Annotated in this window: 23 protein-coding genes; 5 read left to right on the top strand and 18 right to left on the bottom strand. The window is 70.1% G+C overall.

Annotated features, from left to right (window positions below):
• Window positions 1-118: 118 nt before the first annotated feature.
• Window positions 119-1,000 carry an AAA family ATPase gene (locus D7V77_RS14765; protein ID WP_120576922.1) on the bottom strand — a complete coding sequence of 294 codons (882 nt, stop codon included), beginning with the start codon at window positions 998-1,000 and terminating at the stop codon, window positions 119-121.
• 187 nt (window positions 1,001-1,187) lie between these two features.
• Here D7V77_RS14765 and D7V77_RS14760 point away from each other — a divergent pair, with 187 nt between their 5' ends.
• Window positions 1,188-1,736: a hypothetical protein gene (locus tag D7V77_RS14760; RefSeq protein WP_120576921.1), complete on the top strand. Its 549-nt coding sequence runs from the start codon at window positions 1,188-1,190 to the stop codon at window positions 1,734-1,736.
• Window positions 1,737-1,739: 3 nt separating this feature from the next.
• Here D7V77_RS14760 and D7V77_RS14755 read toward each other — a convergent pair whose 3' ends face one another.
• From D7V77_RS14755 to D7V77_RS14690, 14 genes are all read right to left on the bottom strand, one after another.
• On the bottom strand, window positions 1,740-2,144 hold the full coding sequence (locus tag D7V77_RS14755) for a cytochrome C oxidase subunit IV family protein (RefSeq protein ID WP_233596991.1): 405 nt from the start codon (window positions 2,142-2,144) through the stop codon (window positions 1,740-1,742).
• 11 nt (window positions 2,145-2,155) lie between these two features.
• On the bottom strand, window positions 2,156-2,785 hold the full coding sequence (locus tag D7V77_RS14750) for a cytochrome c oxidase subunit 3 (RefSeq protein WP_120576920.1): 630 nt from the start codon (window positions 2,783-2,785) through the stop codon (window positions 2,156-2,158).
• Entirely contained in the window at window positions 2,775-4,382 is a 1,608-nt protein-coding gene (locus tag D7V77_RS14745; RefSeq protein ID WP_120576919.1) for a cbb3-type cytochrome c oxidase subunit I, read from the bottom strand. The genes D7V77_RS14750 and D7V77_RS14745 overlap by 11 nt, the downstream gene beginning before the upstream one ends.
• Window positions 4,363-5,394 (bottom strand): cytochrome c oxidase subunit II, encoded by a 1,032-nt coding sequence (gene coxB, locus D7V77_RS14740; protein ID WP_120576918.1) that lies wholly within the window; start codon window positions 5,392-5,394, stop codon window positions 4,363-4,365. The genes D7V77_RS14745 and coxB overlap by 20 nt, the downstream gene beginning before the upstream one ends.
• Window positions 5,391-5,750 carry a hypothetical protein gene (locus D7V77_RS14735; RefSeq protein WP_120576917.1) on the bottom strand — a complete coding sequence of 120 codons (360 nt, stop codon included), beginning with the start codon at window positions 5,748-5,750 and terminating at the stop codon, window positions 5,391-5,393. Before D7V77_RS14735 ends, coxB begins: the two co-directional genes overlap by 4 nt.
• Window positions 5,747-6,937 carry a hypothetical protein gene (locus D7V77_RS14730; protein ID WP_120576916.1) on the bottom strand — a complete coding sequence of 397 codons (1,191 nt, stop codon included), beginning with the start codon at window positions 6,935-6,937 and terminating at the stop codon, window positions 5,747-5,749. The genes D7V77_RS14735 and D7V77_RS14730 overlap by 4 nt, the downstream gene beginning before the upstream one ends.
• On the bottom strand, window positions 6,934-7,797 hold the full coding sequence (locus tag D7V77_RS44270; protein WP_199733785.1) for a cytochrome c: 864 nt from the start codon (window positions 7,795-7,797) through the stop codon (window positions 6,934-6,936). The genes D7V77_RS14730 and D7V77_RS44270 overlap by 4 nt, the downstream gene beginning before the upstream one ends.
• Window positions 7,794-8,324: a DUF3341 domain-containing protein gene (locus tag D7V77_RS14720; RefSeq protein ID WP_120576915.1), complete on the bottom strand. Its 531-nt coding sequence runs from the start codon at window positions 8,322-8,324 to the stop codon at window positions 7,794-7,796. The genes D7V77_RS44270 and D7V77_RS14720 overlap by 4 nt, the downstream gene beginning before the upstream one ends.
• Complete coding sequence (gene nrfD, locus D7V77_RS14715) at window positions 8,321-9,745, bottom strand: NrfD/PsrC family molybdoenzyme membrane anchor subunit (protein ID WP_120576914.1); 1,425 nt, start codon at window positions 9,743-9,745, stop codon at window positions 8,321-8,323. Before nrfD (D7V77_RS14715) ends, D7V77_RS14720 begins: the two co-directional genes overlap by 4 nt.
• The gene (locus D7V77_RS14710; protein WP_120576913.1) at window positions 9,742-12,846 is read right to left on the bottom strand and encodes a TAT-variant-translocated molybdopterin oxidoreductase; all 3,105 of its coding nucleotides are present in this window, start codon (window positions 12,844-12,846) and stop codon (window positions 9,742-9,744) included. The genes nrfD (D7V77_RS14715) and D7V77_RS14710 overlap by 4 nt, the downstream gene beginning before the upstream one ends.
• A complete protein-coding gene (locus tag D7V77_RS14705; protein ID WP_120576912.1) occupies window positions 12,834-13,484 on the bottom strand; it encodes a cytochrome c3 family protein in 651 nt (216 codons plus the stop codon). The genes D7V77_RS14710 and D7V77_RS14705 overlap by 13 nt, the downstream gene beginning before the upstream one ends.
• Before the next feature lie 395 nt (window positions 13,485-13,879).
• Window positions 13,880-14,839, bottom strand: a complete 960-nt coding sequence (locus D7V77_RS14700) for a protein kinase (protein ID WP_120576911.1) — start codon at window positions 14,837-14,839, stop codon at window positions 13,880-13,882.
• Window positions 14,840-14,957: 118 nt separating this feature from the next.
• Window positions 14,958-15,557, bottom strand: a complete 600-nt coding sequence (locus tag D7V77_RS14695) for an outer membrane beta-barrel protein (RefSeq protein ID WP_120576910.1) — start codon at window positions 15,555-15,557, stop codon at window positions 14,958-14,960.
• A gap of 201 nt (window positions 15,558-15,758) precedes the next feature.
• The gene (locus D7V77_RS14690; RefSeq protein ID WP_120576909.1) at window positions 15,759-16,757 is read right to left on the bottom strand and encodes an SDR family NAD(P)-dependent oxidoreductase; all 999 of its coding nucleotides are present in this window, start codon (window positions 16,755-16,757) and stop codon (window positions 15,759-15,761) included.
• 215 nt (window positions 16,758-16,972) lie between these two features.
• Here D7V77_RS14690 and D7V77_RS14685 point away from each other — a divergent pair, with 215 nt between their 5' ends.
• Window positions 16,973-17,497 (top strand): DUF1440 domain-containing protein, encoded by a 525-nt coding sequence (locus D7V77_RS14685; protein WP_120576908.1) that lies wholly within the window; start codon window positions 16,973-16,975, stop codon window positions 17,495-17,497.
• 16 nt (window positions 17,498-17,513) lie between these two features.
• Here D7V77_RS14685 and D7V77_RS14680 read toward each other — a convergent pair whose 3' ends face one another.
• Both D7V77_RS14680 and D7V77_RS14675 read right to left on the bottom strand, forming a co-directional pair.
• A complete protein-coding gene (locus D7V77_RS14680) occupies window positions 17,514-18,125 on the bottom strand; it encodes a DUF2378 family protein (RefSeq protein ID WP_120576907.1) in 612 nt (203 codons plus the stop codon).
• 122 nt (window positions 18,126-18,247) lie between these two features.
• Window positions 18,248-18,640: a response regulator gene (locus D7V77_RS14675; RefSeq protein ID WP_158624404.1), complete on the bottom strand. Its 393-nt coding sequence runs from the start codon at window positions 18,638-18,640 to the stop codon at window positions 18,248-18,250.
• A gap of 322 nt (window positions 18,641-18,962) precedes the next feature.
• Between D7V77_RS14675 and fdh the strand changes: the two genes are divergently transcribed.
• The 3 genes from fdh to nrfD (D7V77_RS14655) are packed head-to-tail and all read left to right on the top strand — an operon-like array spanning window position 18,963 to window position 24,194.
• The gene (gene fdh, locus D7V77_RS14665) at window positions 18,963-22,208 is read left to right on the top strand and encodes a formate dehydrogenase (protein WP_199733786.1); all 3,246 of its coding nucleotides are present in this window, start codon (window positions 18,963-18,965) and stop codon (window positions 22,206-22,208) included.
• A 4-nt stretch (window positions 22,209-22,212) separates the two neighbouring features.
• A complete protein-coding gene (locus D7V77_RS14660) occupies window positions 22,213-23,013 on the top strand; it encodes a 4Fe-4S dicluster domain-containing protein (protein ID WP_172808523.1) in 801 nt (266 codons plus the stop codon).
• Window positions 23,010-24,194: an NrfD/PsrC family molybdoenzyme membrane anchor subunit gene (gene nrfD / locus D7V77_RS14655; protein WP_120576904.1), complete on the top strand. Its 1,185-nt coding sequence runs from the start codon at window positions 23,010-23,012 to the stop codon at window positions 24,192-24,194. The genes D7V77_RS14660 and nrfD (D7V77_RS14655) overlap by 4 nt, the downstream gene beginning before the upstream one ends.
• Here the strand turns inward: nrfD (D7V77_RS14655) and D7V77_RS14650 are convergent.
• Window positions 24,181-25,015: molybdenum cofactor guanylyltransferase (locus D7V77_RS14650; protein ID WP_368666191.1), on the bottom strand; the 835-nt coding region annotated here is incomplete at its 5' end. The two genes, nrfD (D7V77_RS14655) and D7V77_RS14650, sit on opposite strands and share 14 nt — an antisense overlap.

Below are 25,015 nucleotides of genomic sequence, written 5' to 3'. Positions count from 1 at the left end.
GGCCCGCCGATGCAGGCACACAACCGTCAGCCCCGCGCGCGGAGCGTCACCCGCAGGTCACTCGCGGAGCCGGGGCAGTGCGCTGGTGGACAGCCCGGCCTGTTCCGATGGCCCGCGGCTACAGCGAGTCCAGCAGATCCCTGCATTCACGCCGCCAGTGGAGCGCGGTGGCGGGCACGGGGTTCACTCGCACGGAGCCGTCCGCAGGCTCTCTCGACAGGAGGCGCACCTCTTCCGGACGCACGTGCTCCAGCAGGTCCGGCGAGTGCGTGGCCAGCACCACCTGCACCGGCTGGCCTCCCGTGGACTCGCCTCGCGTCATGGCGCGAAGGAGCTCCAAGACTTCGCGCACCAGGCCCGGGTGCAGGGCGCGCTCCGGCTCGTCCAGAGTGAGCAGCTCCGGCAGCGGGCGCTGGTAGGGCAACACCAGGAACGCGAGCAGCCACAGCACTCCGTCCGACACGTAGTCGGGGCCGAACCAGACGTCCGGACTCCAGCGGTCGCGGAAGCGCAGCCGGAAGGAGCGGTCCTCCAGGTCGCGCGCCACGTCCACCTCCGACAACGACGGCACGCGTCTGGCCAGTTCCTTGGAGATGACCTCCCGCGTGGACATGGGCAGCGCCGCGAAGACGCTCGCGAGGTTGCCGCCCTTGCGCTCCAGCCAGGTCGCCTTCGCGGACGAGCCAGCTCCGCGCAGCGCCTCCATGCTCAGCGACAGCTGCTGCGTGGAGTGCCCCTGGCCGGGCAGCGTGTCCATCACACTGAACGGATACTCCACGCGCGTGCGGTCGCCGTGCGCGTACGTCCATTCGATGGAGAGCGGACGGGACTCATCCCGCCGCCAGAAGTCCGAGGGCTCGTACGCGAGCTGGTGTTGGAGCCCCTCCAGCACGGCGGTCTTCCCCGACGCCGAGGGCCCCACCAGGACGGTCAGTGGCTCCAAGGCGAGCTGCACGCGAAGCAGGCACCGGTAGTGCTCGAAGCGGACGGAGGCAATCACAGCTGGAAATCTAACGGCCTCCCCCCAGGGGCCGTCCATGGCTCCAAGCGGACCCAGGCTCCAACGTGGGGTGTCCTCCACGCCCTCCAGGCGGCCAGGCCCTTCCCCGGCGGGGTCTCCGCCACGGCCGAACCGGGTCCTCTCTCCGAGCGGCAGTTCCTACTCTCGACGATGAAGGGAGGGAAGGATGCGGATGCGCGGACGGCTCCAGGCGGTGGACCATGCGGTGGCGCCGTGGAACCCCGTGCGCGATGCCGTGCTCCCCGGTGCGCTGGCGGGAACGGTGGGCGCCTTCGCGATGACGGTGCTCGCCTGCGCGTTCGCGGCCGTGCTGCAAGGCGAGCCCTGGAGGCCTGCGCTCCTCGTGGCGGGGCTGTTCTTCCGCGGTGGCGCGGCCCAGGGAGCCGGCGCGGTGCTGCTCGGGCTGTTCATCCACTTCGCCGTGGCGGGTGGACTGGCCACGGGCTTCGCGCTCCTGCTGCCACGCCGGGGCACCGCCGTCGCGGCGCTCTGTCTGGGAATGCTCTACAGCCTGGGCCTGTGGGCCGTGATGACCCGGCTGATGATTCCCTTCGCTTCGCCACCCCTCGCGCGCGAAGCCTCCTCCGCGCTGCTGTTCCTCCTGCACATCGCGTTCGGCGCGGCGCTCGGCACAGTGCCTGCGCTCCGGGATGTCCTCACCCGCGTGGACCGGCTGCGGCGTCAACTCCACGCCCTGAGGACCTCCCCACCCTGACGCTCACGGCTCCCGAGGACCCGCGGGCTCCGGAGGCCTCGCGCTCCTCGGGTCCTCCATCGCTCCTGGCAGGGCCTCCACCGGGAACGGACCTGGAGGAATCGTGGGACGGAAGCGCGTGCGCGTCTCCAGCACGCACACGGCCAGCAGCACCGCCACGAACACCACGGACGTGAGCAGCACCAGCCCGTTGCTCGTGCGCTGCTCTCGCAGGTGCATGTAGAACAGGGCGATCAGCAGCCCCTTCGCCCCCGCGATGAGCAGTGCCACCGGCAGCGACCACGTGCCGTGCGGCAACTTGTGCAGCCCGTACGTCAGCGCCGTCAACGCGAGCAGCACCCCGCCCACGACCAGCACGCCGGCCACGCTCAGCTGACGCTCCGGCTTCTCCACCGCGTCCTCGGTCACGGGCCCGCTCCTCAGGACAGGTACAGGATGGGATAGACGAACAACCAGATGACATCCACCAGGTGCCAGTACATGCCGCCCAGCTCCACCGGCGTCGCGTACGCCGAGCCGAACGTCCCCGACGCGGACCGCACGCCCAGCACCGTCAGCACGCTCACGCCCACGGTCACGTGCAGCGCGTGGAAGCCCGTCAGCAGGTAGTACAGCGTGAAGAAGAGGCTCGCGCCCACGCGCGGCACCTCCGTGAACCGGTACGCGTCCCCCGGCAACCCGCCCTCCTTCACGTGGTGCGCGTACTCCACGCCCTTCACCCCCAGGAACACGACGCCCAGGAGCGCCGCCGCCAGCAGCAACGCGCCGCCCAACCCCGGCCTGTCCTCCCGCACCGCGTGCACCGCGAGCGCCACCACGATGCTGCTCGTCACCAGCAGGAACGTGTTCAGCGTGCCCAACCCCACGTCCATCGTGAGCTGCGCCGCTCGGAACACCTCCGGGTACACCGAGCGATACACGCCATAGGCCGTGAACAACCCCGCGAACAGCAACACCTCCGTCGCGATGAAGACCCACATGCCCAGGTACGCCGCCTGCCGGCGCGCACCATCGGAGCCCCAGTGCTCCGTTACGGCCTCAGGCGGCATGCTGCACCTCCTCGCTCGCGTACTCGTGCGGACCGGTGGGGTACTCGGGCGGTGTGGAGAAGTTGTGCGTGGGTGGCGGGGACGCGGACCGCCACTCGAAGCCGTCGCTGCCCCAGGGGTTGGCTCCTGCCACGGCGCCATGCCGCAGGCTCCACGCCAGATACCCCGCGATGGCCAGGAACCCGAACGCCAGCAGTGACGCTCCCGCCGTGGACGCCACGTGCAGCGACTGGAAGTGCGGCGGATAGTCCGCGTACCTCCGGGGCATCCCCAGGTTCCCCAGCAGGAACTGCGGCACGAACGTGGCGATGAAGCCGAAGATGATCAACACCGCCGCGCCGTTTGCCAGCTTCGCCGGGAAGCAGCGCCCGGACATCTTCGGGAACCAGTAGTGCAGCGCCGCCAGGAACGCCATCACCGTCGCCCCCACCATGATGAAGTGGAAGTGCGCCACCACCGAGTACGTGTCGTGCCAGTGCAGGTTCAACGACGTGGTCGCGTACGCCACGCCAATCATTCCTCCGAAGAAGAGGAAGAACATGAACCCCAGCGTGTAGATGAGCGGCGACTCGATGGCGATGGAGCCCCGGTAGAGCGTGCCCAGCCAGGAGAAGATTTTTATCGCCGTGAAGATGGCCACCAGCATCGACATCGCGCCGAACGCGCCGGACCCGAACGTGGACTGGCCGGACGCGAACATGTGGTGGCCCCAGGTGAAGAACCCCACGAACGCGATGCCCAGCGTGGAATACACAATCATCCGGTAGCTGAAGGCGTTCTTGCGGCTGAAGGCACACACCGCCTCGCTGATGACGCCCATCGACGGCAGCACCATGATGTAGACGGCAGGGTGGCTGTAGAACCAGAACAGGTGCTGGAAGAGGAGTGGGTCGCCTCCTCGCGCGGGGTCGAAGATGCCCGCGCCCACCACCCGCTCCAGCGCCACCAGCAGCAGCACCATGCCCAGCACCGGCGTCGCCAGCACCTGGATGATGGACGTGCCGTAGATGGCCCAGACAAACAGCGGAAGCTTCATCCACGTCAGGCCCGGCGCGCGCAGCGTGTGCACCGTGGCGATGAAGTTGAGCCCGGTGAGGATGGTGGAGAACCCGATGATGAACACGCCCACCAGCACCGGCAGCACCGCCGTGCCCGTGGTCGTGCTGTAGGGCGTGTAGAAGGTCCAGCCCGTGTCCGCGCCGCCCTCGAACATGCCCCACAGCGCGATGCTGGCTCCCAGAACATAGAGGTACACGGACGCCAGGTTGAGCCGGGGAAAGGCCACGTCCCTGGCGCCAATCATCAGCGGCACCAGGAAGTTGCCGAAGGCGGACGGGATGGCTGGAATCATGAACAGCCACACCATGGTGACGCCGTGGAGCGTGAACATCCGGTTGTACGCCAGGTGCCCCATGATGGTGCGGCCGGGCGTGAGCAGCTCGATGCGCAGCGCCAGCGCGAACAGGCCGCCCACGAGGAAGAAGAAGAGCGTCAGCCCCAGGAACATCACCCCGATGCGCTTGTGGTCGTGCGTCGTGAGCCACGACCACACGGTGCGCCCGTCCGTCAGGTAGGACTCAGCGGCCGGTGGGGACATAGACAGGCTCCTCGGCCGCGGTGACACCCGGGCGCAGGGGACGCAGGGACTTGATGAACTCCACGAGCGCGCCGGTGTCCTCCGCGCTCAACCGGCTGTGGTAGCCCGGCATCACGGGCGCGTAGCCAGCCACCACCTTCGCCAGCGGATCCATCATGGACTCGGTGAGGTATGCCTCGTCCGCGAGCACCGCGCCGCCGCCCTCCAGCGGCTCCTGCCTGCCGTACAGCCCCAGCCACGTGGGGCCGATGTGCGGCGCGCCCGTCACCGTGTGGCATTGCAGGCAGCCCTGCGCCGCGGCGATGCGCTCGCCCCGGACGGCCATGGGCTCGGCGGTGTTGGCGCCGGGCAGCGCGGCCACGGGGAGGTTGCGGCGCTGCGCATCCCGCCAGGCTTCGAAGTCCGCGGGTGGCAGCACCACCACCTCGCCGCGCATCTGCGAGTGGTCCAGCCCGCAGTACTCCGCGCACAGCACCTGATGGCGGCCGGGCTTCGGGGCTTCGAACCAGAGGTCGGTGTAGCGGCCGGGTATCGCGTCCCGCTTCATGCGGAAGTCCGGCACGTAGAAGGAGTGGATGACGTCCCGCGAGGTGAGGAGCAGCCGCACGGGCCGGCCCGAGGGCACCACCAGCGTGTCGATGGCGCTGGGGCCTCCGGGATAGGTGAACTTCCACATCCACTGCTTGCCGGTGACGTACACGTCCAGCGCGTCCTGGGGCGGGCTCATCACCCAGACGAACTGTCTGAAGCCCAGGACGAACCAGAGCAGGAACAGCGACAGCGGCACGCCGATGAACAGCGCCTCCAGCCACGTGGGCGCCACCACTCGAGGCGTGGGGTCCGACGCCGTTCGCCGGCGGTAGCGCACGAGGAAGAAGAGGCCGACGGCGCCAATGCCCATCCCCACCGCCATCGTGGTGAGCAGCAGGACGTAGTGCAGATGGTCCACCTTCACGGCGAAGGTGGAGCCCTGCTCCGGGAGGAAGAAGAGGCGGCGCAGCAGCTCGTTCATCGCGCGCCCCCTTCACCTTCGGAGAGCAGCTGCCGCATGGCCGCGTCGATGGGCTGGTGGATGACGCCCGCGTCCACGTCCACCCAGCCGTAGCCGTCCAGCCGCTCGCGCTGCCGTGCCTTCAGCGCGTCCGCGCGCCGGTCCAGCGAGAAGGGGGCCTGGTCGAGCATGCCCACCTGCAGGGTGCTCGGAGGCATGGGGAGGGGGCGCTCGGATCCGGGACGCCAGAGGATCCACAAGGCCCACGCCGCGACGCTGGCCGCCGCGAGCAGCGCCAGCGCCACGGCTCCGACGCGCAGCAACCACGCGGTGGGCAGCCGCTCCAGCTCCGGAGGTGGTGGACGGGCTTCGCTCATGGCGGACGCACCTGGAGCGAGTGGACGAGATACGGATCCGCCACGGGCACGGGATAGGCGCCACGCGAGAGCCAGAGTGCCGCCGCCACGGACAGCCCGCCCACGCCCAGCCACGCGGTGAGCGCCGTCCAGGGAACGAAGACCCGCTCCGGCGAGAGCGAGGGGAACAGCAGCCACGCCACGTCCACGGCGTGCATCGCGAGCAGCCACAGCGCCACGGCCCCCAGCACTAGCGGACGCGACTTGAGCTCGCGCGACAGGAGCAGGGCGAAGGGGATGACGAAGTGGCCCAGCACCAGCACGAGCGACAGCACGCCCCAGCCGTCCTCCAGGCGGACGCGGTACCAGCTCACCTCCTCAGGCAGGGCGGCGACCCACATGAGCATGAACTGCGAATAGGCGATGTAGGCCCAGAAGCAGACGAAGGCGAACATCAGCGTGCCCAGCCGGTGGTAGTGGCCCGGGGACATCAAGCTGCCGAAGTGCTGCGTGCCGCGAGTGGCCGCGCCCGCGATGATCATCAAGGCCAGCGCGCCCACGAACGCACCGGAGAAGACGTGGACGGCGTAGACGGTGGACTGCCACGTCGCCTCCAGCGACATCATCCAGTCCAGCGTCATGAAGGAGAACGTGAGGCCCAGCGCGGGCAGCGAGCCCCCGCCCAGCCGCCGCTGCCACAGCGTCCAGCGCACGTCGCCCGTTGCGTCCTGGCGCACGGACCAGCGGTGCAGCAGGTGGCCCACGAGTCCCCAGGTGACGAAGTACAGCGCGGCGCGCACCAGGAAGAAGGGCACGTTGTTGTAGAGCCGCCGGTGTTCGAGCACGTGCAGCGTGTGCTCGCCCAGATCCGCGGACGGCGCGACCCACGGATACAGGTGCCGCATTCCCAGCGCGAGGGGCACGAACAACACGAGGAACAGCGGCGCGGTGGCGGCCGTGACCTCCAGCGCACGACGCAGCACCACGGGCCAGCGCGCCTTTGACGCGTGGAAGGCGGCGAGCAGCAGCAGCGCGCCCAGACACAGGCTCAACCAGTAGGAGAAGCCGAAGAGGTAGCCCGCCAGTGCCTGACGCACGTCGAGGAAGGCGCCGACTGCAGTGGCGGCAAGCCCTACGACGCCGAGCGCCGCGCTGATGCCCAGCGCGCGTTGTCCGCCCTCGAAGCGTGGGAGCACGGGAGGTGTCATGGTGCTCCGACCTCCTGGCGCAGCCGTGCCTGCACTTCGGGCGGTGCGACGGTGAGCGATGCACGCTGACTGCGGCCCAGGGCTCTCAGGTACGCGACCACGGCCCAGCGTTCATGGGGCGTGAGCTGCGGTCCGTACGCGGGCATCACGCCGAAGCCCTGGGAGATGACCGCGAAGTAGAAGCCCAGCGGGTGCGGCAGGTCTCCCGTCGTGGAGGGCTCGTTGAGCCGTCCTTCCATCGCGAGGCCTCGTGGCCCCACGAGCGCCACCTGCCGGGCCCGCGCCGCGTCCGCGTCACTCACCTTCACGCGTCCCGCGTCCGGAACGCCGGGCCGCCCCGCATCGGCCGTGTCCCTCACGGCGCCCCACCCGTCCACCCTCTGGGGCAGAGGAAACGCATCCGGCCCCACCCTCGCGGTCACGGCCTGCGTTCCCGTGTACGGGGCTTCACCCTCCACGACGCCGTAGACCACCTGGCTCGCGTGGTCGTGCGGCACGAACAGCCCGGGCGGCCGGCGCTGCGGCATCTTCCGGGCCACGATGGCGTCCCCGTCTCCCGTCAGCCCGTGGCACACCGCGCACCAGGTCTCATAGGCCGTGCGCCCCTCCTCCAGCAGCTGCCGGGTCAACGGCACCGGCACTGACTGAAGCCATGCCCCCTCCGCCGTGAGCCCCTGCGTGTCCCCACGCGTGCGCCACTCCTGCGCCACCGTCCCCGGCACCAGGGGGCGCATGGCTCGACCGTCGTCGAAGAACTCGCTTGCTCCGAACGCCTCTGCTCGCGGCTGTGACGCCATCGGATCCGTGTCGTCGCACGCCGCCATCCCGCCCAGCAGCGCCAGGAGCGTCCAGTGCTTCATCGCGCTCCCTCCACCACCACCGACACCTGCCGCGCTCCCAGCTCGCGCAGCGCCGCCTCCACCTTCGGCGCGTCCTCCCCGTCCACCGCCACGCTCGCCCAGAAGCCGTCCACGGACGCGCTGCGGAAGGACTCCACGTCGAACACCGGGTGCGTCACGTGCGGGAAGCCGAAGAGCAACATCAGCGCGCCGAACACCGTCAGCGCCGCGCTCAGCACCGCCAGCTCGAACGTGATGGGCAGGTTCGTGGGCACGCTGTGCAGCGGCCGGCCTCCCACGTTCAACGGATAGTCCACCGCGTTCGTGAACCACTGCGTGACGTACGCGAACGCCGCCCCTCCCAACCCCGCCCCCAAGGTCAGCAACGGCAACCACGAGCGCTTCAGCCCCAGCGCCTCGAACGTCTCCTCCACCGGGAACGGCGTGTGCGCGTCCAGCTGCTCGAAGCCCCTCGCGCGCAGGTCCTTCAGCGCTGCCACCAGGGCTTCGCTGGACGCGAACTCTCCCAGCACCCATTGGCGGCTCATGGCGCACCACCTGGCCGAGTGCCCTGCTCACGCCGGAACTGAAGCGACGCGTCCACCTCGCGCTGGAGCTCCTTCATCTCGCTCACCGACACGGCCGGCACGAACTTCAGGAACAGCAGGAACGCCGTGCCGAAGAACGCCACCGTGCCGCCCAGCAGGCTCCAGTCCACCCACGTGGGCCGGTACGCCGCCCAGGACGACGGCAGGAAATCCATGCTCAACGACGCCACCACGATGAGGAAGCGCTCCGTCCACATCCCCACGTTGATGAGCAGCGCCGCCACCCACAGCACCACCACGTTCGTGCGCAGCCGGGAGAACCAGAACAGCTGCGGCACCAGCACGTTGCAGAAGATCTGCATCCAGAAGAGCGGCGCGTACGGTCCGAAGAACTCCGCCTCCGTGGCGTGCATCTCGAACGGGTTCCCGCTGAACCAGGCGAAGAAGTGCTCCTGGATGTAGCCGTAGGCCACCATCCACCCCGTGGCCATCAGCACCTTCGCCATGTTGTCCAGGTGCAGCGGCGTCACCACGTGCTCGATGCCCAGCGCCTTGCGCGCCGGAATCAACAGCGTGAGCACCAGCGCGAAGCCGCTGAACACCGCGCCCGCGACGAAGTACGGCGGGAACACCGTCGTATGCCAGCCCGGCAGCTGCGACACCGCGAAGTCGAAGGACACGATGGTGTGCACGCTCACCACCAGCGGCGTGGCCAGCCCCGCCAGCAGCAGGTAGCCCGTGCGCCACTGCCGCCAGTGCCTCGCCGAGCCCCTCCACCCCAGACTCGCAAGCCCGTACCAGAAGCGCGCTCGGGGCGTCTTCGCCGTGTCGCGCGCCGTGGCCAGGTCTGGAATCAGCCCCACGAACCAGAACAGCAGCGACACCGTCAGGTACGTGCCCACCGCCGCGATGTCCCACGTCAGCGGCGAGCGGAACTGCGGCCATGCGCGCAGGCTGCTCGGATAGGGCACCAGCCAGTAGAACTTCCACGGTCGTCCCAGGTGCAGCAGCGGGAAGAGCCCCGCGCACGTCACAGCGAAGAGCGTCATCGCCTCCGCGAAGCGGTTGATGGACCCTCGCCACTTCTCCTGGAACAGCAGCAGGATGGCGCTGATCAACGTCCCCGCGTGGCCGATGCCGATCCACCACACGAAGTTCGTGATGCCGAACGCCCACGCCACCGGGATGTTGTTGCCCCACGTCCCCACGCCCACGAAGAGCGTGACGCCCACCGCCACCGCCAGCACCGCGGTCCCGGCCAGCCCCAGCCCCATCAGCGCCCACCAGGTGCGGCCCGCGGGGCGGTGCACGAAGGCCAGCAACGACTCGCTGTAGGCGCGGTCGGAGTGGCGCCCCTCCAGGATGGGGTGCTCGGTGAGCGGGTCCCCGGGCGCGGGCACCTGCGGGTCGGCCGTGCTCATGCGCCTCCCTTCGGCGCCGGGTTCTTCAGGCGCACCAGGTGCACCGTGCGCGGCCGGGTGCCCAGCGTGTTCAGCAGCCTGTAGTGCCTCGGGTCTTCGTGCTCACGGCGCACGCGTGACTCCGGTGCGCGCAGGTCCCCGAAGGTGATGGCCTCCGTGGGACAGGCCTGCTGGCACGCGGTGCGGACCTCGCCTTCACGCACATCCCGGTGCGCCGCACGAGCGACGGTGCGGGCCCGCTCGATGCGCTGCACGCAGTACGTGCACTTCTCCATCACCCCGCGCGAGCGCACCGTCACGTCCGGGTTCTGGCGCAGGCGCGTGAGGGGCTCGCGCTGCTGGTACTCCAGATAATTGAAGCGGCGGACCTTGTAGGGACAGTTGTTGGAGCAGTACCGCGTGCCGATGCAGCGGTTGTAGACCATCTGGTTGAGGCCCTCGTCCGAGTGGACGGTGGCGTTCACCGGGCACACGTATTCGCAGGGCGCGGCCTCGCAGTGCACGCACGCCACGGGCTGGGTGATGAAGCCCGGGTTGTCAGGGTCGCCCAGGAAGTACCGGTCGATGCGCAGCCAGTGCATCTCCCGGCTCTTGAGCACACCTTCGCGCCCCACCACCGGCACGTTGTTCTCCGCCTGGCAGGCCACCATGCACGCGCTGCACCCCGTGCACCGGTGCAGGTCGATGGCCATGGCCCACTGGTGGCCGCCGCTCGCGAGCGCCGTGGGTCCCGGCGGATAGAGCCGCTCGCCGTCCTCCTGGAGGGAGTGGAGCGCCTGGGGCTTCGCGCGGAAGGACGCCTGCGTGAGCTGGAGCGCCAGCTGGCGGCCCTCCATGCTCCAGTGTTCCTGCGTGAGCGCCAGCGCGTGATGGCGGCCCGTGCGGGTGATGTTCGGAGTGCCTCCGCCCCATGGCAGGCTCCGGAACCGCAGCGCGTACGCGTTGACGCCCACGCCCTGGCCTACGGGCCCGACGCGCTCGCGGCCGTGGCCCAGCGCCAGTGTCACCGTGTCGTCCGGCTGACCGGGCAGCACCAGCACGGGCACCTCCACCGCCTGGCCCAGCACCTCGATGCGCGCCACGTCCCCCTTCTCCAGCGACAGTGCCCGCGCGGTGGCCGGGGAGAGCAACGCCGCGTTGTCCCAGGTGAGCTTCGTCACCGGATCAGGCAGCTCCTGGAGCCACGCGTTGCCCGCGAAGCGGCCGTCGTACAGCCGTGAGTCCAGCACCAGCGACAGCTCCAGGCCCTTGGGGGCTTCCCTCAGGAGGCTCGCGCGGGCGTCTGCTCGGAGGTCTGGCGCATTCCCGAGGAACTGGGAGGGCTCCAACCCCGCGACCTCCCGCGCATCCCGAATCACCGCGGCCTCGTCCAGCACGGCCCGAGCGGGCGGTGCCTGGGTCTCCGGGATGACGCCGTCCGCGAGCCACGTCTCCCAGCGCGCCTCGAAGTCCGGCGGTGAGCCCGAGCGTTCACGCCACAGGGACTTGAGCAGTTCGTAAGGGCTCTGCGACTCCAGGCCCGCGAAGACGGACAGGAGCTCCACCTCGGAGACCGCGCCAGGGAACAAGGGCGCGATGAGGGGTTGCAGCACGGACGCGGTGCCGTCGGGTGCGCGGCCGTCGCGCCACGACTCGAAGGGATGCGTCGCGGGGACGAAGGTGGGGCAGAGCGCCGCCGTCTCGTCCTCGTGGAGGCCGTGGTACAGCCGGAAGGGGACGCGCTCCAGGTATTGCGTGAAGCCCGAGTCCACCACCGCCGTCCAGGCCGGGTTCCACGCAGTGATGATCAGCGTGTCCACCCGCTTATCGAACATCTCCCCCGTGAGCGAGGTCAGCGCCTCCGGGTCTCCGTCCGGGAGTGCCACGGGTTCGAGCAGCCGGGGCGTGTTGCCCAGCGCCTCGTCCATCGCGAACGCCAGCTCATGCACCAGCGGCGGCTGGCGCGGGCCCACCGTCACCCGGCCCTGTCCCCGGTGCGCGAGCAGGTCTCTCGCCGCGCCGCGCACCCAGGCGCGCTGTGCATCCGTGAGCGCGGTCGGTGGAACACGCAGGCTCGCGAGCCCCGAGGCCAATGCAGGCGTCACTCCGCGCGTGGGATTCGCCAGAGCATTCCCTCCCAGGCCTGCCCCTATCGCCTCCGCCAGCGCGAGCATCAACGCGACGCCCTGCGACGGCCGCATCCGCAGCCGTTCGTCCGCGAAGCCGCCCGTGACGGTCAGCGTGCTCTCCGCCACCCACAGCCGGTTCATCGCCTCCGGCTTGCGCGCGTTGACGAAGTCCCGCGCCGCGCGCAGGTGTCCGGGTTGCGTGGTCGCGAGGAAGTCGTCGTCCACCGCGACCACCACCGCGCGCCCGACGTCGTGCACCACCTCCAGCACCCTGCCGTACGCCAACCGCGTGCCCTCGCGACGCCCGTCCGCCAGGGCCGCGCCACAGGGGATGATCCGCGCGGACGGGAAGCGCTGCTGGATGCGCGCGTACAGCGCCTGCACCAGCGGACTGCTCGTGGGCTCCACCAGGAAGCGCAGCCCCGCGCCCTGGTCGTCGCGCTCGGCCTGCTTCCGCAGCGCATCCCTCACGGTGCCCCACGCGGACTCCACGCCTTGCAGTCGCGCGGTCTTCGCTCTCGCGGCGTCGTAGAGCCCCAGCAGCGCCGCCTGTTCGAAGACTCCCGCCGCCCCCAGGCTCGCTGGGTGCAGCGGGTTGCCTTCCACCTTCGTGGGCCGCCCCTCGTGGCTCTGCACCACCAGCCCCACCGTGCGCCCGTTCCACTCCAGCCCCGTGGCGAAGTGCAGCGGCACACCCGGAGTCAGCCCCTCCGGCGGCGTCGAATACGGGAGGATCTTCTCCGGCGGCTGACGGAAGCACCCGCTGAAGCCCGCGGCCGCCAGCGACGCCGCCGCGACTTGCAGGAAGGTGCGCCGGGCCACGCCCTCGGGTGGAGACATTGCCCCCGGGGGATGCTCGCGCGACACGGCCTCGTGGCCGGGCCCTCCCGCGTGCCACTCCTCCAGGCTCCTCCACGCGCGCACCGGCTCCGTCCCGTCAGCACCGGGCGTGTCGCGTTCATCCGTCCGTGCGGGGTCGGTCAGAAGTGGCATGTGTTGCAATCCGTGCGAGGGGACACACCGAGCGCGGCCTGCACCGCGCGGCCCGTCTCCCTCGGGTCTCCGGGAGGACGCCACGTGAGGTTCGCGACCTCGGACACGGGGCGCAGCCACGGCGTCGGGTCGCGGTGACAATCCAGACACCAGCCCATGGTGAGCGGCGCCACCTGCTGCACCGCCGGCATGGTGTCCACGCGGCCGTGGCAGGTGACGCAGCCCACGCCCTTGTTCACGTGGATTTGATGGCTGAACCAGACGTAGTCCGGAAGCGCGTGCACCCGGTTCCACGGAAGCGGTGCACCGTCGAAGCCGCTGGCGCGCACCGGCTCCAGGCGGGCGCTCTCGTTCCACACCTGCGCATGGCACCCCAGGCAGCGCTGCGTGGGCGGCACTCCCGCCACCGGCGAGCGCCACGCGCCCTCATGGCAGTAGCCACAGGGGATGCCCTCGTCGCCTACGTGGTGGCGGTGGTCGAACAGGAGCGGCTGCTCGCGAGGCGTGAACGAGCCCCGCCCCAGCGGGTTGCGCGCGAGGAGCAGCAGGCCCGCCAGCGACACCGCGGGCACACCCAGTGCCAGGGCGATGAACGCCCGCAGCACCGAGTCGGTCCCCGGGCGGAACAGCGGAGCCATGGCCCCCCCTTCAACATGGAGGCCTCCGCGGGCCAGGTCGCCGGAGGCGGGCGCGACTGTGGGCGTGGCCTCGAGGCAACCACCAGCCTCCCGCTCGCGTCCCGTCGCGTTTCACACGGCCAGGACTCACGACGTCCGCCAGTCCACAGGAATGCAGCCCACCCGTGCAGCACGCGAGCGCACGTTCCACGTGCTCGCGGGCGGGCTCCGATGCGCGAGGTCAGCACGCATTGGCGTCCACGAAGGAGCCACGCGCGAGCAGTGCACGGCAAGCCACGGCACATCACGCCAGCGTGAGCACCGCGCATACGCGACGGAGCCACGCGCGAGCAGCCCGAGCGCCTGCGCGCACCCCTTCGCTCAGCGCCTCGACGCGAAGCCCAAGGCCCCGCGCATCAGGAAGGCAGCGTGCGCCCGCGCACGGACACGGAGGCCGTCATCACCGACGCCGCGCCCACGTACACGTCCACCGGAGACAGCGGCCCCGAGCCCGGCAGCGCCGCCAGCTCGCGCACCATCGCGTCCCGCCCCTGGCACTCCACACCGTGCCCCATGCAGTCGCGCAGCGCCGCCTGGAGCCCCGCGGCGGAGTCCGCCCCGCGCGCATCCAGCAGCACCCCACGCAGCACGTCCCGCAGCGCGGGCGACACCCCACCCAGCGCCGCGTCCACCCCGGCCGCGTCCTCCGGAACCACCGTGTTCCCAGAGACCAGCGCCAACAACACCCGCCCCAGCGCGCGCAAATCCTCTCGCGTCTCCACCGACGAGCCCACCGCGTCCTCGCGCACGGGCAACTCCACCACGTCCGGCCGGGACGGCGACATGAACCGGCGCAGCAGCGGACGCGCGGGCCGCAACCCGAAGTCCGTCAGCGTCACCTCGCCCCGAGGCCCCACGCGGATGCGGTGCGCATGCACATCCCCGTGCACCACGCGCGCGTCATGCGCGGCATGCAGCGCTCCCGCCACCTCCGCGCCCACGTGACACACGAACGCTTCCGACGGCCGCCCGCACCGCCCCAGCACCCGCCGGCGCGCCGTGGCCAGCGAACAGCCCGGGACGTAGTCCGACACCACCGTCAGCGTGTCGCGCACGTCCACCTGGAAGCCGTGGAGCCTCGCGATGCCCGGATGCCTCAGCGGCACCGCACGCGTCAGCGCATCCTCCAGCGGGCGCCGCGTCTCCGGCGCCAACCCCGACGCCAGGAGGAACGTCTTCACCACCAGCGGACGCGCATCCACCGCGTCCTGCTCCAGCGGCCACACCAGGGACACCCACTCGCCCAACGGGCCCCTCCCCAGCGGATGCAGGGGGGCGAACGCGGGCAGCCTGGATGCGAACGGAAGCACGGACATGGCAACCTCCAACCCAACACATCCAACCCGTGACGTCAACGCACCGCGTCCTACGTCACGGGTCCTGCATTCCCCGACACCCGGGCACGAAGCCCAGAGTGCCGGGGAAGGCCCGAGGCTAGAAGTAGCCGCCGACCGTGGTGGTGATGCCCAGCGTCACGTCATTGCCCGCGAAGTAGCCCTGCTCCGAGCCCAGGCTGCCCACGCTCTGGCTGATGACCGCGCGCACCTGCGGACCCGCGCCGATGAAGAAGTGCGGCGTGAGGTGGAACAGCACGGGGGCGTTGAAATCCAGGACGAAGTTCACGTCGCTGGCGCCCGGCACGTGGGCGAACTGCACGCCGAAGCCCGCCTTGGGCCACAGCGACACGCGATCGCCCAGCGGCAGGTGGTAGCCCACGCGGCCCAGCACGCCCAGGCCCACGACGGTGCTGTCACCGAAGCCGAAGGCCACCAGCGCGGACGCGCCCACCGACAGGTTCTGCTGGAGGAAGTAGTCCGCGGACGGCTCCAGCCGGATCAGGAACACTTCGGACGCGGTGTTGTAGCCCAGGAAGCCGTTGAGGTCCTGGCTGATGACCATCTGGCCCGCCTGGCCGAACGACGACGAGCTGCCCGGGTTCGCGTTCAGGTTCGGCTCTTCCGCCGCCACCGCCTGCGCCGACACCGCGAGGCCCGCCACCAGCGCCAGGCCCGTCCACTTATTGCTTCCACGCATCGATGTTTCTCCCCTCGTTGGCGCCCCGGCCGACCCTTCCCGGAGCGCATGCGGGGCCCCTTCTAGCCAAAGGGCGCCGCAACGCGAGGATGTTTTCTGACCCACCCAACACTTCGTTGACACCCCACCATCAGCGCAGCGAACAGAAAAAATCCTGATCGCGGCCCCCTCGGAGAGGGGGACGTCTGATGGCGCCCCGATTCAGCGGGCCGCGCGCATCAATCCGCGCGCGCCCAGCACCGCGCCGCCCACCACGCCGCCCGTGAGCGCGGCCAGGCCCAGCGTCGCGGTGAAGCGAACCCACGCGGGCGTGGGCGGCACGCTGCCACGAGGCCCCACGCCCTCCACCACGGGGGTGAAGAGGTTGCCCTCGGGCCTGTCCAGCGGCATGTCCGTCGTCTGCATCCGCACGCCGAAGCGGGACAGCACGGCCTTGCCCACCGACGGCGCCAGGCCGTTGAGCCACAGCATCAACCGCCCCTGGAGGAACGCCGGCACCGACGTGCGGCCCGGCCGCTTCGCCAGCCGCACCACCGCGCGGGCCACCAGGTCCACGTCGTACGTGGGCGGCACCGGCACGGGCTTCCACCCCAGCATCGTGGGCGCGTGGTCGAACATGGGCGTGGACACGGACGGCACCAGCACATTGGAGACGTGGATGCCCGTGCCCGCCAACTCCAGCTCCAGCGCCCGCGCCCACCCCAGCGTCGCGTGCTTCGCGGCCGCGTACGCGGACAACAGCGGCGCGGACCCCGACGCCAGCATGGACTGCACGTTGAGCAGGTGGCCGTGGCCCTGCTTGCGGAAGTGCGGCAGCACCGCGCGCGCGAAGCGGAAGTAGCCGAAGCACGACACGTCGAACACGCGCGTGATGTGCTCCCAGGGCAGCTGGTCGAAGTAGCCGTAGGACTGCACCGCCGCCGCGTTCACCAGGAGGTCCACGCGGCCGTAGTGCTCCACGCATTCGCGCACCACGCGCTCCACGTCCTCGGCCACCGTGACGTCGCCGTCACTCACCAGGCACTCACCGCCGCGCTGGAGCACCTCCACGCGCAGTTGCTCCAGGGCCGACTGGCGCCGAGCGGTGACGCACAGCCGCACGCCGGCCTCCGCCAGCCGCAGCGCGGATTGCCAGCCCACGCCGCTCGACGCGCCCGTGACGATGGCCACCTGTCCTCTCAAGTTCTCGTGACGAGCCATGCGCTTTCGCCCCTCCTCGCCCTGAGGTGGGCCTTCTGGCCGGGCTTCGCACGAGGCAAGCCCCCGGAATCCTCCGCGCGACGCCCGCTCGCACGGCCGCTCGCCGGACCGGGAACAGGGCGCGCCCCGCCTCCCCATCCCCGAGTGTGCACCCGTCAACAAGACGCCCCACCCTATGAGCACGCTTGCAGCCACCGCACCGAAAGGGCCCGACCATGATCCGCTGGAGCCGACTCCGTCCCTTCGCACGCCCCGAGAAGCGCTCGCTCCTCCAGGACATCCTCATGGGCGCCGCGGGCGGCGCGCTGGGCACCTTCGCCATGAACCAGGCGCAGGCGCTCATCGCCAGGCTGAGCGAGTCCAAGGAGCAGGACGACTCCCAGCAGGAGCCCGCCACGGAGGTGGCCGCGCGCAAGGCGGCGGAAGGCGCTGGCGTGAAGCTGGAGGGAGAGCGGAAGAAGAAGGCCGGCAACGTGGTGCACTGGAGCTACGGCACGCTCTGGGGCGCCGTGCACGGTGCGCTGCATGAGCGAGTACCACTGGCGGGGAAGCTGTTCGGCGTGGGCTTCGGCCTGGGCCTGTTCCTCATCGGTGACGAGCTGGCGGTGCCGCTCCTGCGCCTCGCTCCGCCGCCCCAGAAGGTCCCGGCGAAGTCGCACCTGAGCGCGCTCGCCGCCCACATCGTCTACGGCACCACGGCGGAAGGCACCTACCGCCTCGTGCGCCGCGCCCTGGCCTGAGCGCGGCCCGTGCGGCTCACGACCAGGAGACGTCGTAGTACGCGTCCACCAGCGACTGGGCATGCCCGCGCACCTGCACGTCGTGCACGCCCGTCACCTCCAGCGCGGACTGGAGGATGCCCTCGTTGTAGGGCACCGGCATCAGCGAGCGCTTCATGATGACCCGGCCCGACGTGGGGCCCGTCCACTCCACGGAGCGCTCGCCGAAGTTCAGCGCCGTGCGGTAGCCGGAGTGCATCAACTCCAGGAGCCGCTTCGGGTCCCCACCCGCCTGCTGCACGAAGTCGCGCGCGAACATGGAGTTGAGGAAGTCCAGCATCGCCTGCGTGCCAATCTGCCGCTGCGCCGCATCATGGCCGCCGACGAGCGGCGAGAGCTGCTCCGCCGCCACGTAGGACAGCCGCAGGAAGCGCGGGAACGGATAGGTCTGCATGGGGATGAAGTCCGCAGTCTCCCCCACCTGATCCAGACAGCGCTTCACCGCGTCCGCTCCGCCCAGAAAGCGCACCGCGTCCAACACGCCCAGGAAGAACAGGCCCCGGCTCGTCTCCTCCGGCTCCGTCGCGGCCAGACGGGCTTCCAGGTCTCGGGCGACGTCCTCGGGTAGGTTCAGCGTGCCATCCGGCATCTGTCGTCCTTTGAGTGAGGGGGAATGGACCAGGCGGGGACCTGACGGGGCGCGAGGATTCCACAGGTCTCGCTCCATCGCGAGTCCTCGATGCGCACGCGCCGCGCCATGCGACACATGTTTCACGACGTGGGAGGTCCTTCCGGGCCTTCCCCGGATGACGGCAGGAAGCGGCGCACCACTTCCATCAGGTCCGCCACCGCCACCGGTTTGCGCAGGTAGTCCACCGCGCCCGGGGGATGAAAGGGGCTGCCGGACAGCACGATGACGGGCACGCCTTCCAGCATGCGCTCCTGGGACAGCCTCGCGAGGAAGGCCTGTCCGTTCATCACCGGCATCATCAGGTCCAGCAGCACCAGGTCCGGACGGGGATGGGACGCAAGCCAGCTCCAGGCATCCTCGCCGTGGATGCACTGCGCGACGCGATAGCCCTCCATCTCCAACAGCGTCGCGACCGCGTCCCGAAGGTCTTCCTCGTCCTCGATCAACAGGATGAGAGGGGCACTGTCTGTCATGCAGGTTCTCCACTCGCTCTCCGCCACGTCTCCGGCCATCACGTGGCTGTGGGTCTTCCTGCTCCGCCTGAAGGCCCGCGGGGCCCCAGGGGAGGGTGGAGCAGGAAGAGGCGTTGGCACCGTGGAGTAGTAACGATTCAGCCCCCCCGGTCTGATTTCGCGCGCCGCGCATTTCCGTGCCTGCTCGCCTGCTCTCGCGTTCACTGCTGGACGCGAGCCAGGGACCGGCGGCACTGGTCCGCACCGCCGCGCGTCCCCATCTTGAGCACCAGATTCCACGTGCGCATCCGTAGGAGGGGCGGCCTTGAAGTTCCGCGACCTGATGAAGGGTTGGCCCGTGCTGCGGCAGTTCGCCCGAGGAGACAGCCGGGCCCTGGGCGACACGGCGATGTCGGCGCGAAGCCGCTCGCTGGCGCCGCGCACGAAGTCCGCGGACCGGGTGGTGAAGTCCATCTGCCCGTACTGCGCGGTGGGCTGCGGGCAGGAGGTGCACGTGCGCGACGGGCGCATCCTCGACATCGAGGGTGACCCGCACTCCCCCATCTCACGCGGACGGCTGTGTCCCAAGGGGGCCGCCACCTTCCAACTGGTCACGGGAACGCAACGCGTGCAGCAGGTCCTCTACCGCCGCCCCGGCGGCACGGAGTGGGAGCCCATCCCGCTGGAAGAGGCGATGGAGAAGGTGGCCGAGCGCGTGAAGCGCACGCGCGACGCGACGTTCGAGGTGACGGACGCGAAGGGCCAGCGGCTGAACCGGACGCTGGGGTTGGCGCACCTGGGCGGGGCGACGCTGGACAACGAGGAGAACTACCTCCTCAAGAAGCTCTTCAGCGCGCTGGGCGTCGTGCAGGTGGAGAACCAGGCTCGAATATGACACGCGTCCACGGTGCCCGGTCTGGGCATCACGTTCGGCCGCGGCGGAGCCACGACGTTCCAGCAGGACCTGCAGCACTCGGATTGCATCCTCATCCAGGGGTCCAACATGGCCGAGTGCCATCCGGTGGGCTTCCAGTGGGTGATGGAGGCGAAGGCCCGGGGCGCGAAGGTCATCCACGTGGACCCGCGCTACACGCGCACCAGCGCGGTGGCGGACGTGTACGCGCCCATCCGCGTGGGCTCGGACATCGCGTTCCTGGGCGGGCTCATCCACTACGTGCTGGAGCACGAGCGGTACTTCCGCGACTACGTGGTGCAGTACACCAACGCGGCCACGCTCATCCGCGAGGGCTTCCTGGACACGGAGGACCTGGAGGGGCTCTTCAGCGGCTACCAGCCGAAGGACAACCGCTACGACATCCACACCTGGCAGTACGAGGGCGTGGACGGCGTGGTGCCGGCGGCGGGCCACAAGGAGCTGACGGACGAGCCCGGCGCGGGCGCGGGCGGGCATGACCACCGCGTGGACCTCCGCGACGAGCACCGGGACGAGACGCTCCAGCATCCCCGGTGCGTGTTCCAGCTCTTGAAGCGCCACTTCGCGCGCTACACGCCGAAGGTGGTGTCCCAGGTGTGCGGCGTGGACGAGGCGCTGTTCCTCCAGGTCGCGCGGACGCTGTGTGACAACTCCAACCCGGAGCGCACCAGCGCGTTCTGCTACGCGGTGGGCTGGACGCAGCACACGGTGGGCGTGCAGTACATCCGCACGGCGGCCATCCTCCAGCTCTTGCTGGGCAACATCGGCCGGCCCGGCGGAGGCATCCTCGCCCTGCGAGGGCACGCGTCCATCCAGGGCTCCACGGACATCCCCACGCTCTACAACCTGCTGCCCGGCTACCTGCCCATGCCGCGCGCGAGCGGAACGGACTCGCTGGAGCACTACATCCGCAAGAACAAGTCCGGCAGCGGCTGGTGGACGGAGTTCCCCAAGTACGCGGTGTCGCTGCTCAAGGCGTGGTTCGGGGACAAGGCCACGAAGGACAACGACTACCTGTTCGCGCACCTGCCCCGGCTGACGGGCAATCACTCGCACATGCAGACCGTGGCGGACATGGCGGACGGGAAGCTCCAGGGCTACTTCGTCATGGGGGAGAACCCCGCCGTGGGCAGCATGAACGGGGCGCTCCAGCGCAAGGGGCTGCGCAAGCTGGACTGGCTGGTGGTGCGCGACTTCACGCTCATCGAGACCGCGGAGTTCTGGCGCACGGCGCCGGAGGTCCAGTCCGGGCAGGTGCGTCCGGAGGACATCCAGACGGAGGTGTTCTTCTTCCCGGCCGCCGCGCACACGGAGAAGGACGGCACCTTCACCAACACGCAGCGGCTGCTGCAATGGCATCACAAGGCCGTGGAGCCGGCGGGGGACACGCGCAGCGAGCTGCACTTCGCCTATCACCTGGGGCGCAAGCTGCGTGAGCGCTACGCGGGCTCCACGGACCCGAAGGACGCGCCGCTGCTGGATTTGACGTGGGACTACCCCACGCACGGGCCGCACGCGGAGCCCTCCGCGGAGGCGGTGCTGAAGGAGATCAACGGCTACACGGTGGCGGACGGGGAGCTGGTGGATGGCTTCACGGCGCTGAAGGACGACGGCTCCACGGCGTGCGGCTGTTGGATCTACTCGGGTTGCTTCAAGGATGGCGTGAATCAGACGGCGCGGCGCAAGCCCGGGCAGGAGCAGACGTGGGTGGCGCCGGAGTGGGGCTGGGCGTGGCCGTCCAACCGGCGCATCCTCTACAACCGCGCGTCGGCGGACGCGAACGGCAAGCCCTGGAGCGAGCGCAAGCGCTACGTGTGGTGGGACGCGGGCGAGAAGAAGTGGACCGGAGAGGACGTGCCGGACTTCATCGTGGACCGGCCGCCGGAGTATCGGCCGCCCGAGGGCGCGACGGGACTGGCGACCATCGCCGGCAATGATCCGTTCCTCTTGCAGGCGGACGGCAAGGGATGGCTCTTCGCGCCCAGCGGGATGATGGACGGGCCGCTGCCCACACACTACGAGCCCATGGAGTCGGTGGTGTCCAACCCGCTCTACGCGCAGCAGTGCAGCCCCACGCGAGAGGAGTGGAAGCGCAAGGACAACCCCTATCACCGGGCCTGGGGCGACCCGCGCTATCCGTACCTGGTCACGACCTACCGGCTCACCGAGCACCACACCGCGGGCGGCATGTCGCGCTGGCTGTCCTGGCTGAGCGAACTGCAGCCGGAGATGTTCTGCGAAATCTCCCCGGAGCTGGCGCGCGAGAAGGGGCTGAACAACGGGGACTGGTGCACGCTCGCCACGGCGCGAGGGGATTTGGAGTGCCGGGCGCTCGTCACGGAGCGCATCCGCCCGCTGAAGGTGAAGGGGCGGCAGGTGCACCAGATTGGCCTGCCGTACCACTGGGGTGTCACGGGGCGCGTGCGCGGTGAAGGGGCCAATGAGCTGACGGCGTTCGTGGCGGATCAGAACGTGGATATCCAGGAGTCGAAGGTGTTCACGGCGGACCTGCGGGCGGGACGGATGCGCGCGGGGGAGAGGGCCGCGGCGGGAGCGGCGCCGCCTCCGCTGCTGTTGCCGGAGGTGCCGCGCGACGTGACGCCGCCTGGGGACACGGACCATTCGGAGACGCAGGAACCCGAGGGGAAGGGATAGGCGAATGGGGAGCCGCAAGGGGTTCTTCACGGACACGACGCTCTGCATCGGCTGCAAGGCGTGCGAGGTCGCGTGCAAGCAGTGGAATCAGCTTCCGGACGACGGCTTCCACTTCACGGGGATGTCCTACGACCAGACGGCGCACCTGGGCGCGTCGACGTGGCGGCACGTGGCGTTCGTGGAGCGGCCGGTGCCGTTGCAGGGGCAGACGTCGGGCGCGGGGGACTTCTCGTGGCTGATGATGTCGGACGTGTGCAAGCACTGCCAGCGCGCGGGGTGCCTGGAGGCATGTCCCACGGGCGCCATCGTGCGCACGGAGTTCGACACGGTCTACGTGCAGCCGGACGTGTGCAACGGCTGCGGCTACTGCGTGTCCGCGTGTCCGTTCGGAGTGATTGACCGGCGCGAGGATGACGGGCGCGCGTGGAAGTGCACGCTCTGCTACGACCGCATCGGTGACGACCAGACGCCCGCGTGCGCGAAGGCGTGTCCCACGGCGTCCATCCAGTACGGTGATTTGGACGAGTTGCATGCGCGCGCGGAGTCACGGGTTCGCGACCTGCATGACCGTGGCGTGACGGACGCGTACCTGTACGGGAAGGACGCGGAGAACCAGCCGGGCACGGGTGGGCTCAACGCGTTCTTCCTGCTGTTGGACAAGCCGGAGGTCTACAACCTGCCGCCCGACCCGGTGGTGCCGACGAAGAAGGCTCTGCGCTCGTGGGCCTCGGTGGCGATGGGTGCGGTGGGAATGGTGGCGGTGGCGCTGGGCGCGGTGGCGTTCGGCCGGGAGGGGCGAGGATGAGCGACGACACGCTGCTGGACCGGCTGCAACGCAAGGCGGACGGACGGAACATCGACACACGCGCGGGCATCCTGGAGGGTGAGGGTTCCCAGCAGCGGGTGAAGGACCCGGAGTCTGTGCGGCATGGGATGGACGTGTTGCCGACGGTGCCGTCACGGTCGGGGCCGGACAGTGAAGGAGCGCCGAGCTACTACGGCATGCCGGTGTTGAAGGAACCGCTGTGGATCTGGACGGTCCCGGCGTACTTCTACGTGGGCGGGGTGGCAGGCGCGGCGAGCGTGCTCGGCGTGTCGATGGAGTATCTGGGGGGACGGAGGCTGGAGCGACTGGCGGGGCGCTGTCACGCGGTGGCCACGGCGGGGGACATCGTGAGCGCGGGGCTGTTGATCCACGACCTGGGCCGGCCGTCGCGCTTCCTGAACATGCTGCGCGTGTTCCGGCCCACGTCACCCATGAGTGTGGGTTCGTGGGTGCTGGCGGGTTCGGGCGCGGTGAACACGGCGGCGTTCGTGCTGCGACGGATGCCCGGAGCTCTTGGAGTCATGGGACGCACCGCGGGCATCGTGGGCGCGGTGCTGGGGTTGCCACTCGCGGGCTACACGGCGGTGCTGGTGAGCAACACTGCGGTGCCCCTGTGGCAGCAGGTGGGGCGCACACTGCCGCTGTTCTTCATGGCCTCCGCGACCGCGAGCGCGGGGAGCCTGTTGTCCCTGTTCCCGCACACGGACGCGGAGGAGCGCGTGCTGCGCCGCTTCCGTGTGGCGGGCAAGGTGGCGGAGGTGTTCACGCGCGAGGCGGTGGAGCTGGAGGCGCGGCAGGTGGTGGAGGTGGGGAAGCCGCTGCGCACGGGTGTGTCGGGAGCGCTGTGGACGCTGTCCCGGACGTGCTCGCTGGCGGGGCTGATGATGGACGTGCTGCCGGGACGCGCACGGTGGAAGCAGGTGACCGCGGACGTGCTGTCCACGGTGGGAGCAGTGGCCGCGCGTTACGCCGTCATCCAGGCGGGCAGGGCCTCCGCGAGGAATCCGCAGGCCACGTTCCAGGGACAGCGACAGGGGCTGGGTGCCGCGCAGGTGGAGGGGAACACAGAGGCATCGGACGGAAAGCCCCTGAGCTTCCCGTTGCCCGTGCTCGGTCAGTCACAGGCCGGCATGCCCTACGCACGGTTCATGGCAACGTGACGCCGTAGCGAACCAGATCCTCCGGCGTGTTCACGTTCGCCAGCGCACGCAGCTCCGGATCCACCGTTCGCAATGCGTCCACCGGCAAGGTCCGCGTCCGGAACCGCATCAGCAGTCCCCGCAGAGACGGATCCTCCACCAAGGCTTCACCCCAGTGTGACACCAGCTCCGTACGATACGCCGCGAACAACGGCTCCCACCGTCCGTCCCGCTCGATGCACACCGCGTCCACATCCTCGCCTCGCGCGTCCAGCACCACCCGCGCCGCGGCCTCCGTCACGAACGGCATGTCGCACGCCACCGCGAACACCCACCGCGTGCGGGCCGCGCCCAGGGCCGCATGGACCCCTCCCGGCGCTCCCTTGCCCTTCACCGCGTCCGCCACCGTGCGGAGCCCGAAGCGCTCGTACGGCTCCGGAACATTCGCCACCAGCAACACGTCCTCGAAATGCGACCCGAACGCCCGCAGCCGTTCCAAGGTTGTGAGCCCCTCCACGCTCAGCAGCCCCTTGGCCACGCCCCCCAACCGGGTCCCCTGCCCCCCTGCCAGGATGGCCAGCGTCACGTCGGGAAAGGTCGCGGATCCGTCCATGTCCGCCGACCCTACACACCTCTCATCTCCGCGAAAACGCTTCACACCCGGGATTTCGCCAACCCCCAGAGGGAGGGAGCAACCGCCGCTCCCATGCCCTGTGTGGACAAGGCACTCGCGCAGCAGCTCCTCCGCCTTGGCGAAGACCTCCCGCGCGCGGTTGGCGATCTTCCCGTCCTCGCGAACGGTGAACTCCTCGTCGATGCCCCGCGCCGCGCGGTGGATGTAC

This window comes from Corallococcus sp. CA041A (genome assembly GCF_003612075.1).
In the GTDB taxonomy this organism is placed as follows: Bacteria; Myxococcota; Myxococcia; order Myxococcales; family Myxococcaceae; genus Corallococcus; species Corallococcus exiguus.
The sequence above is the reverse complement of the archived record's forward strand: the minus strand, read 5'-3'. Positions and strand labels throughout refer to the sequence as shown.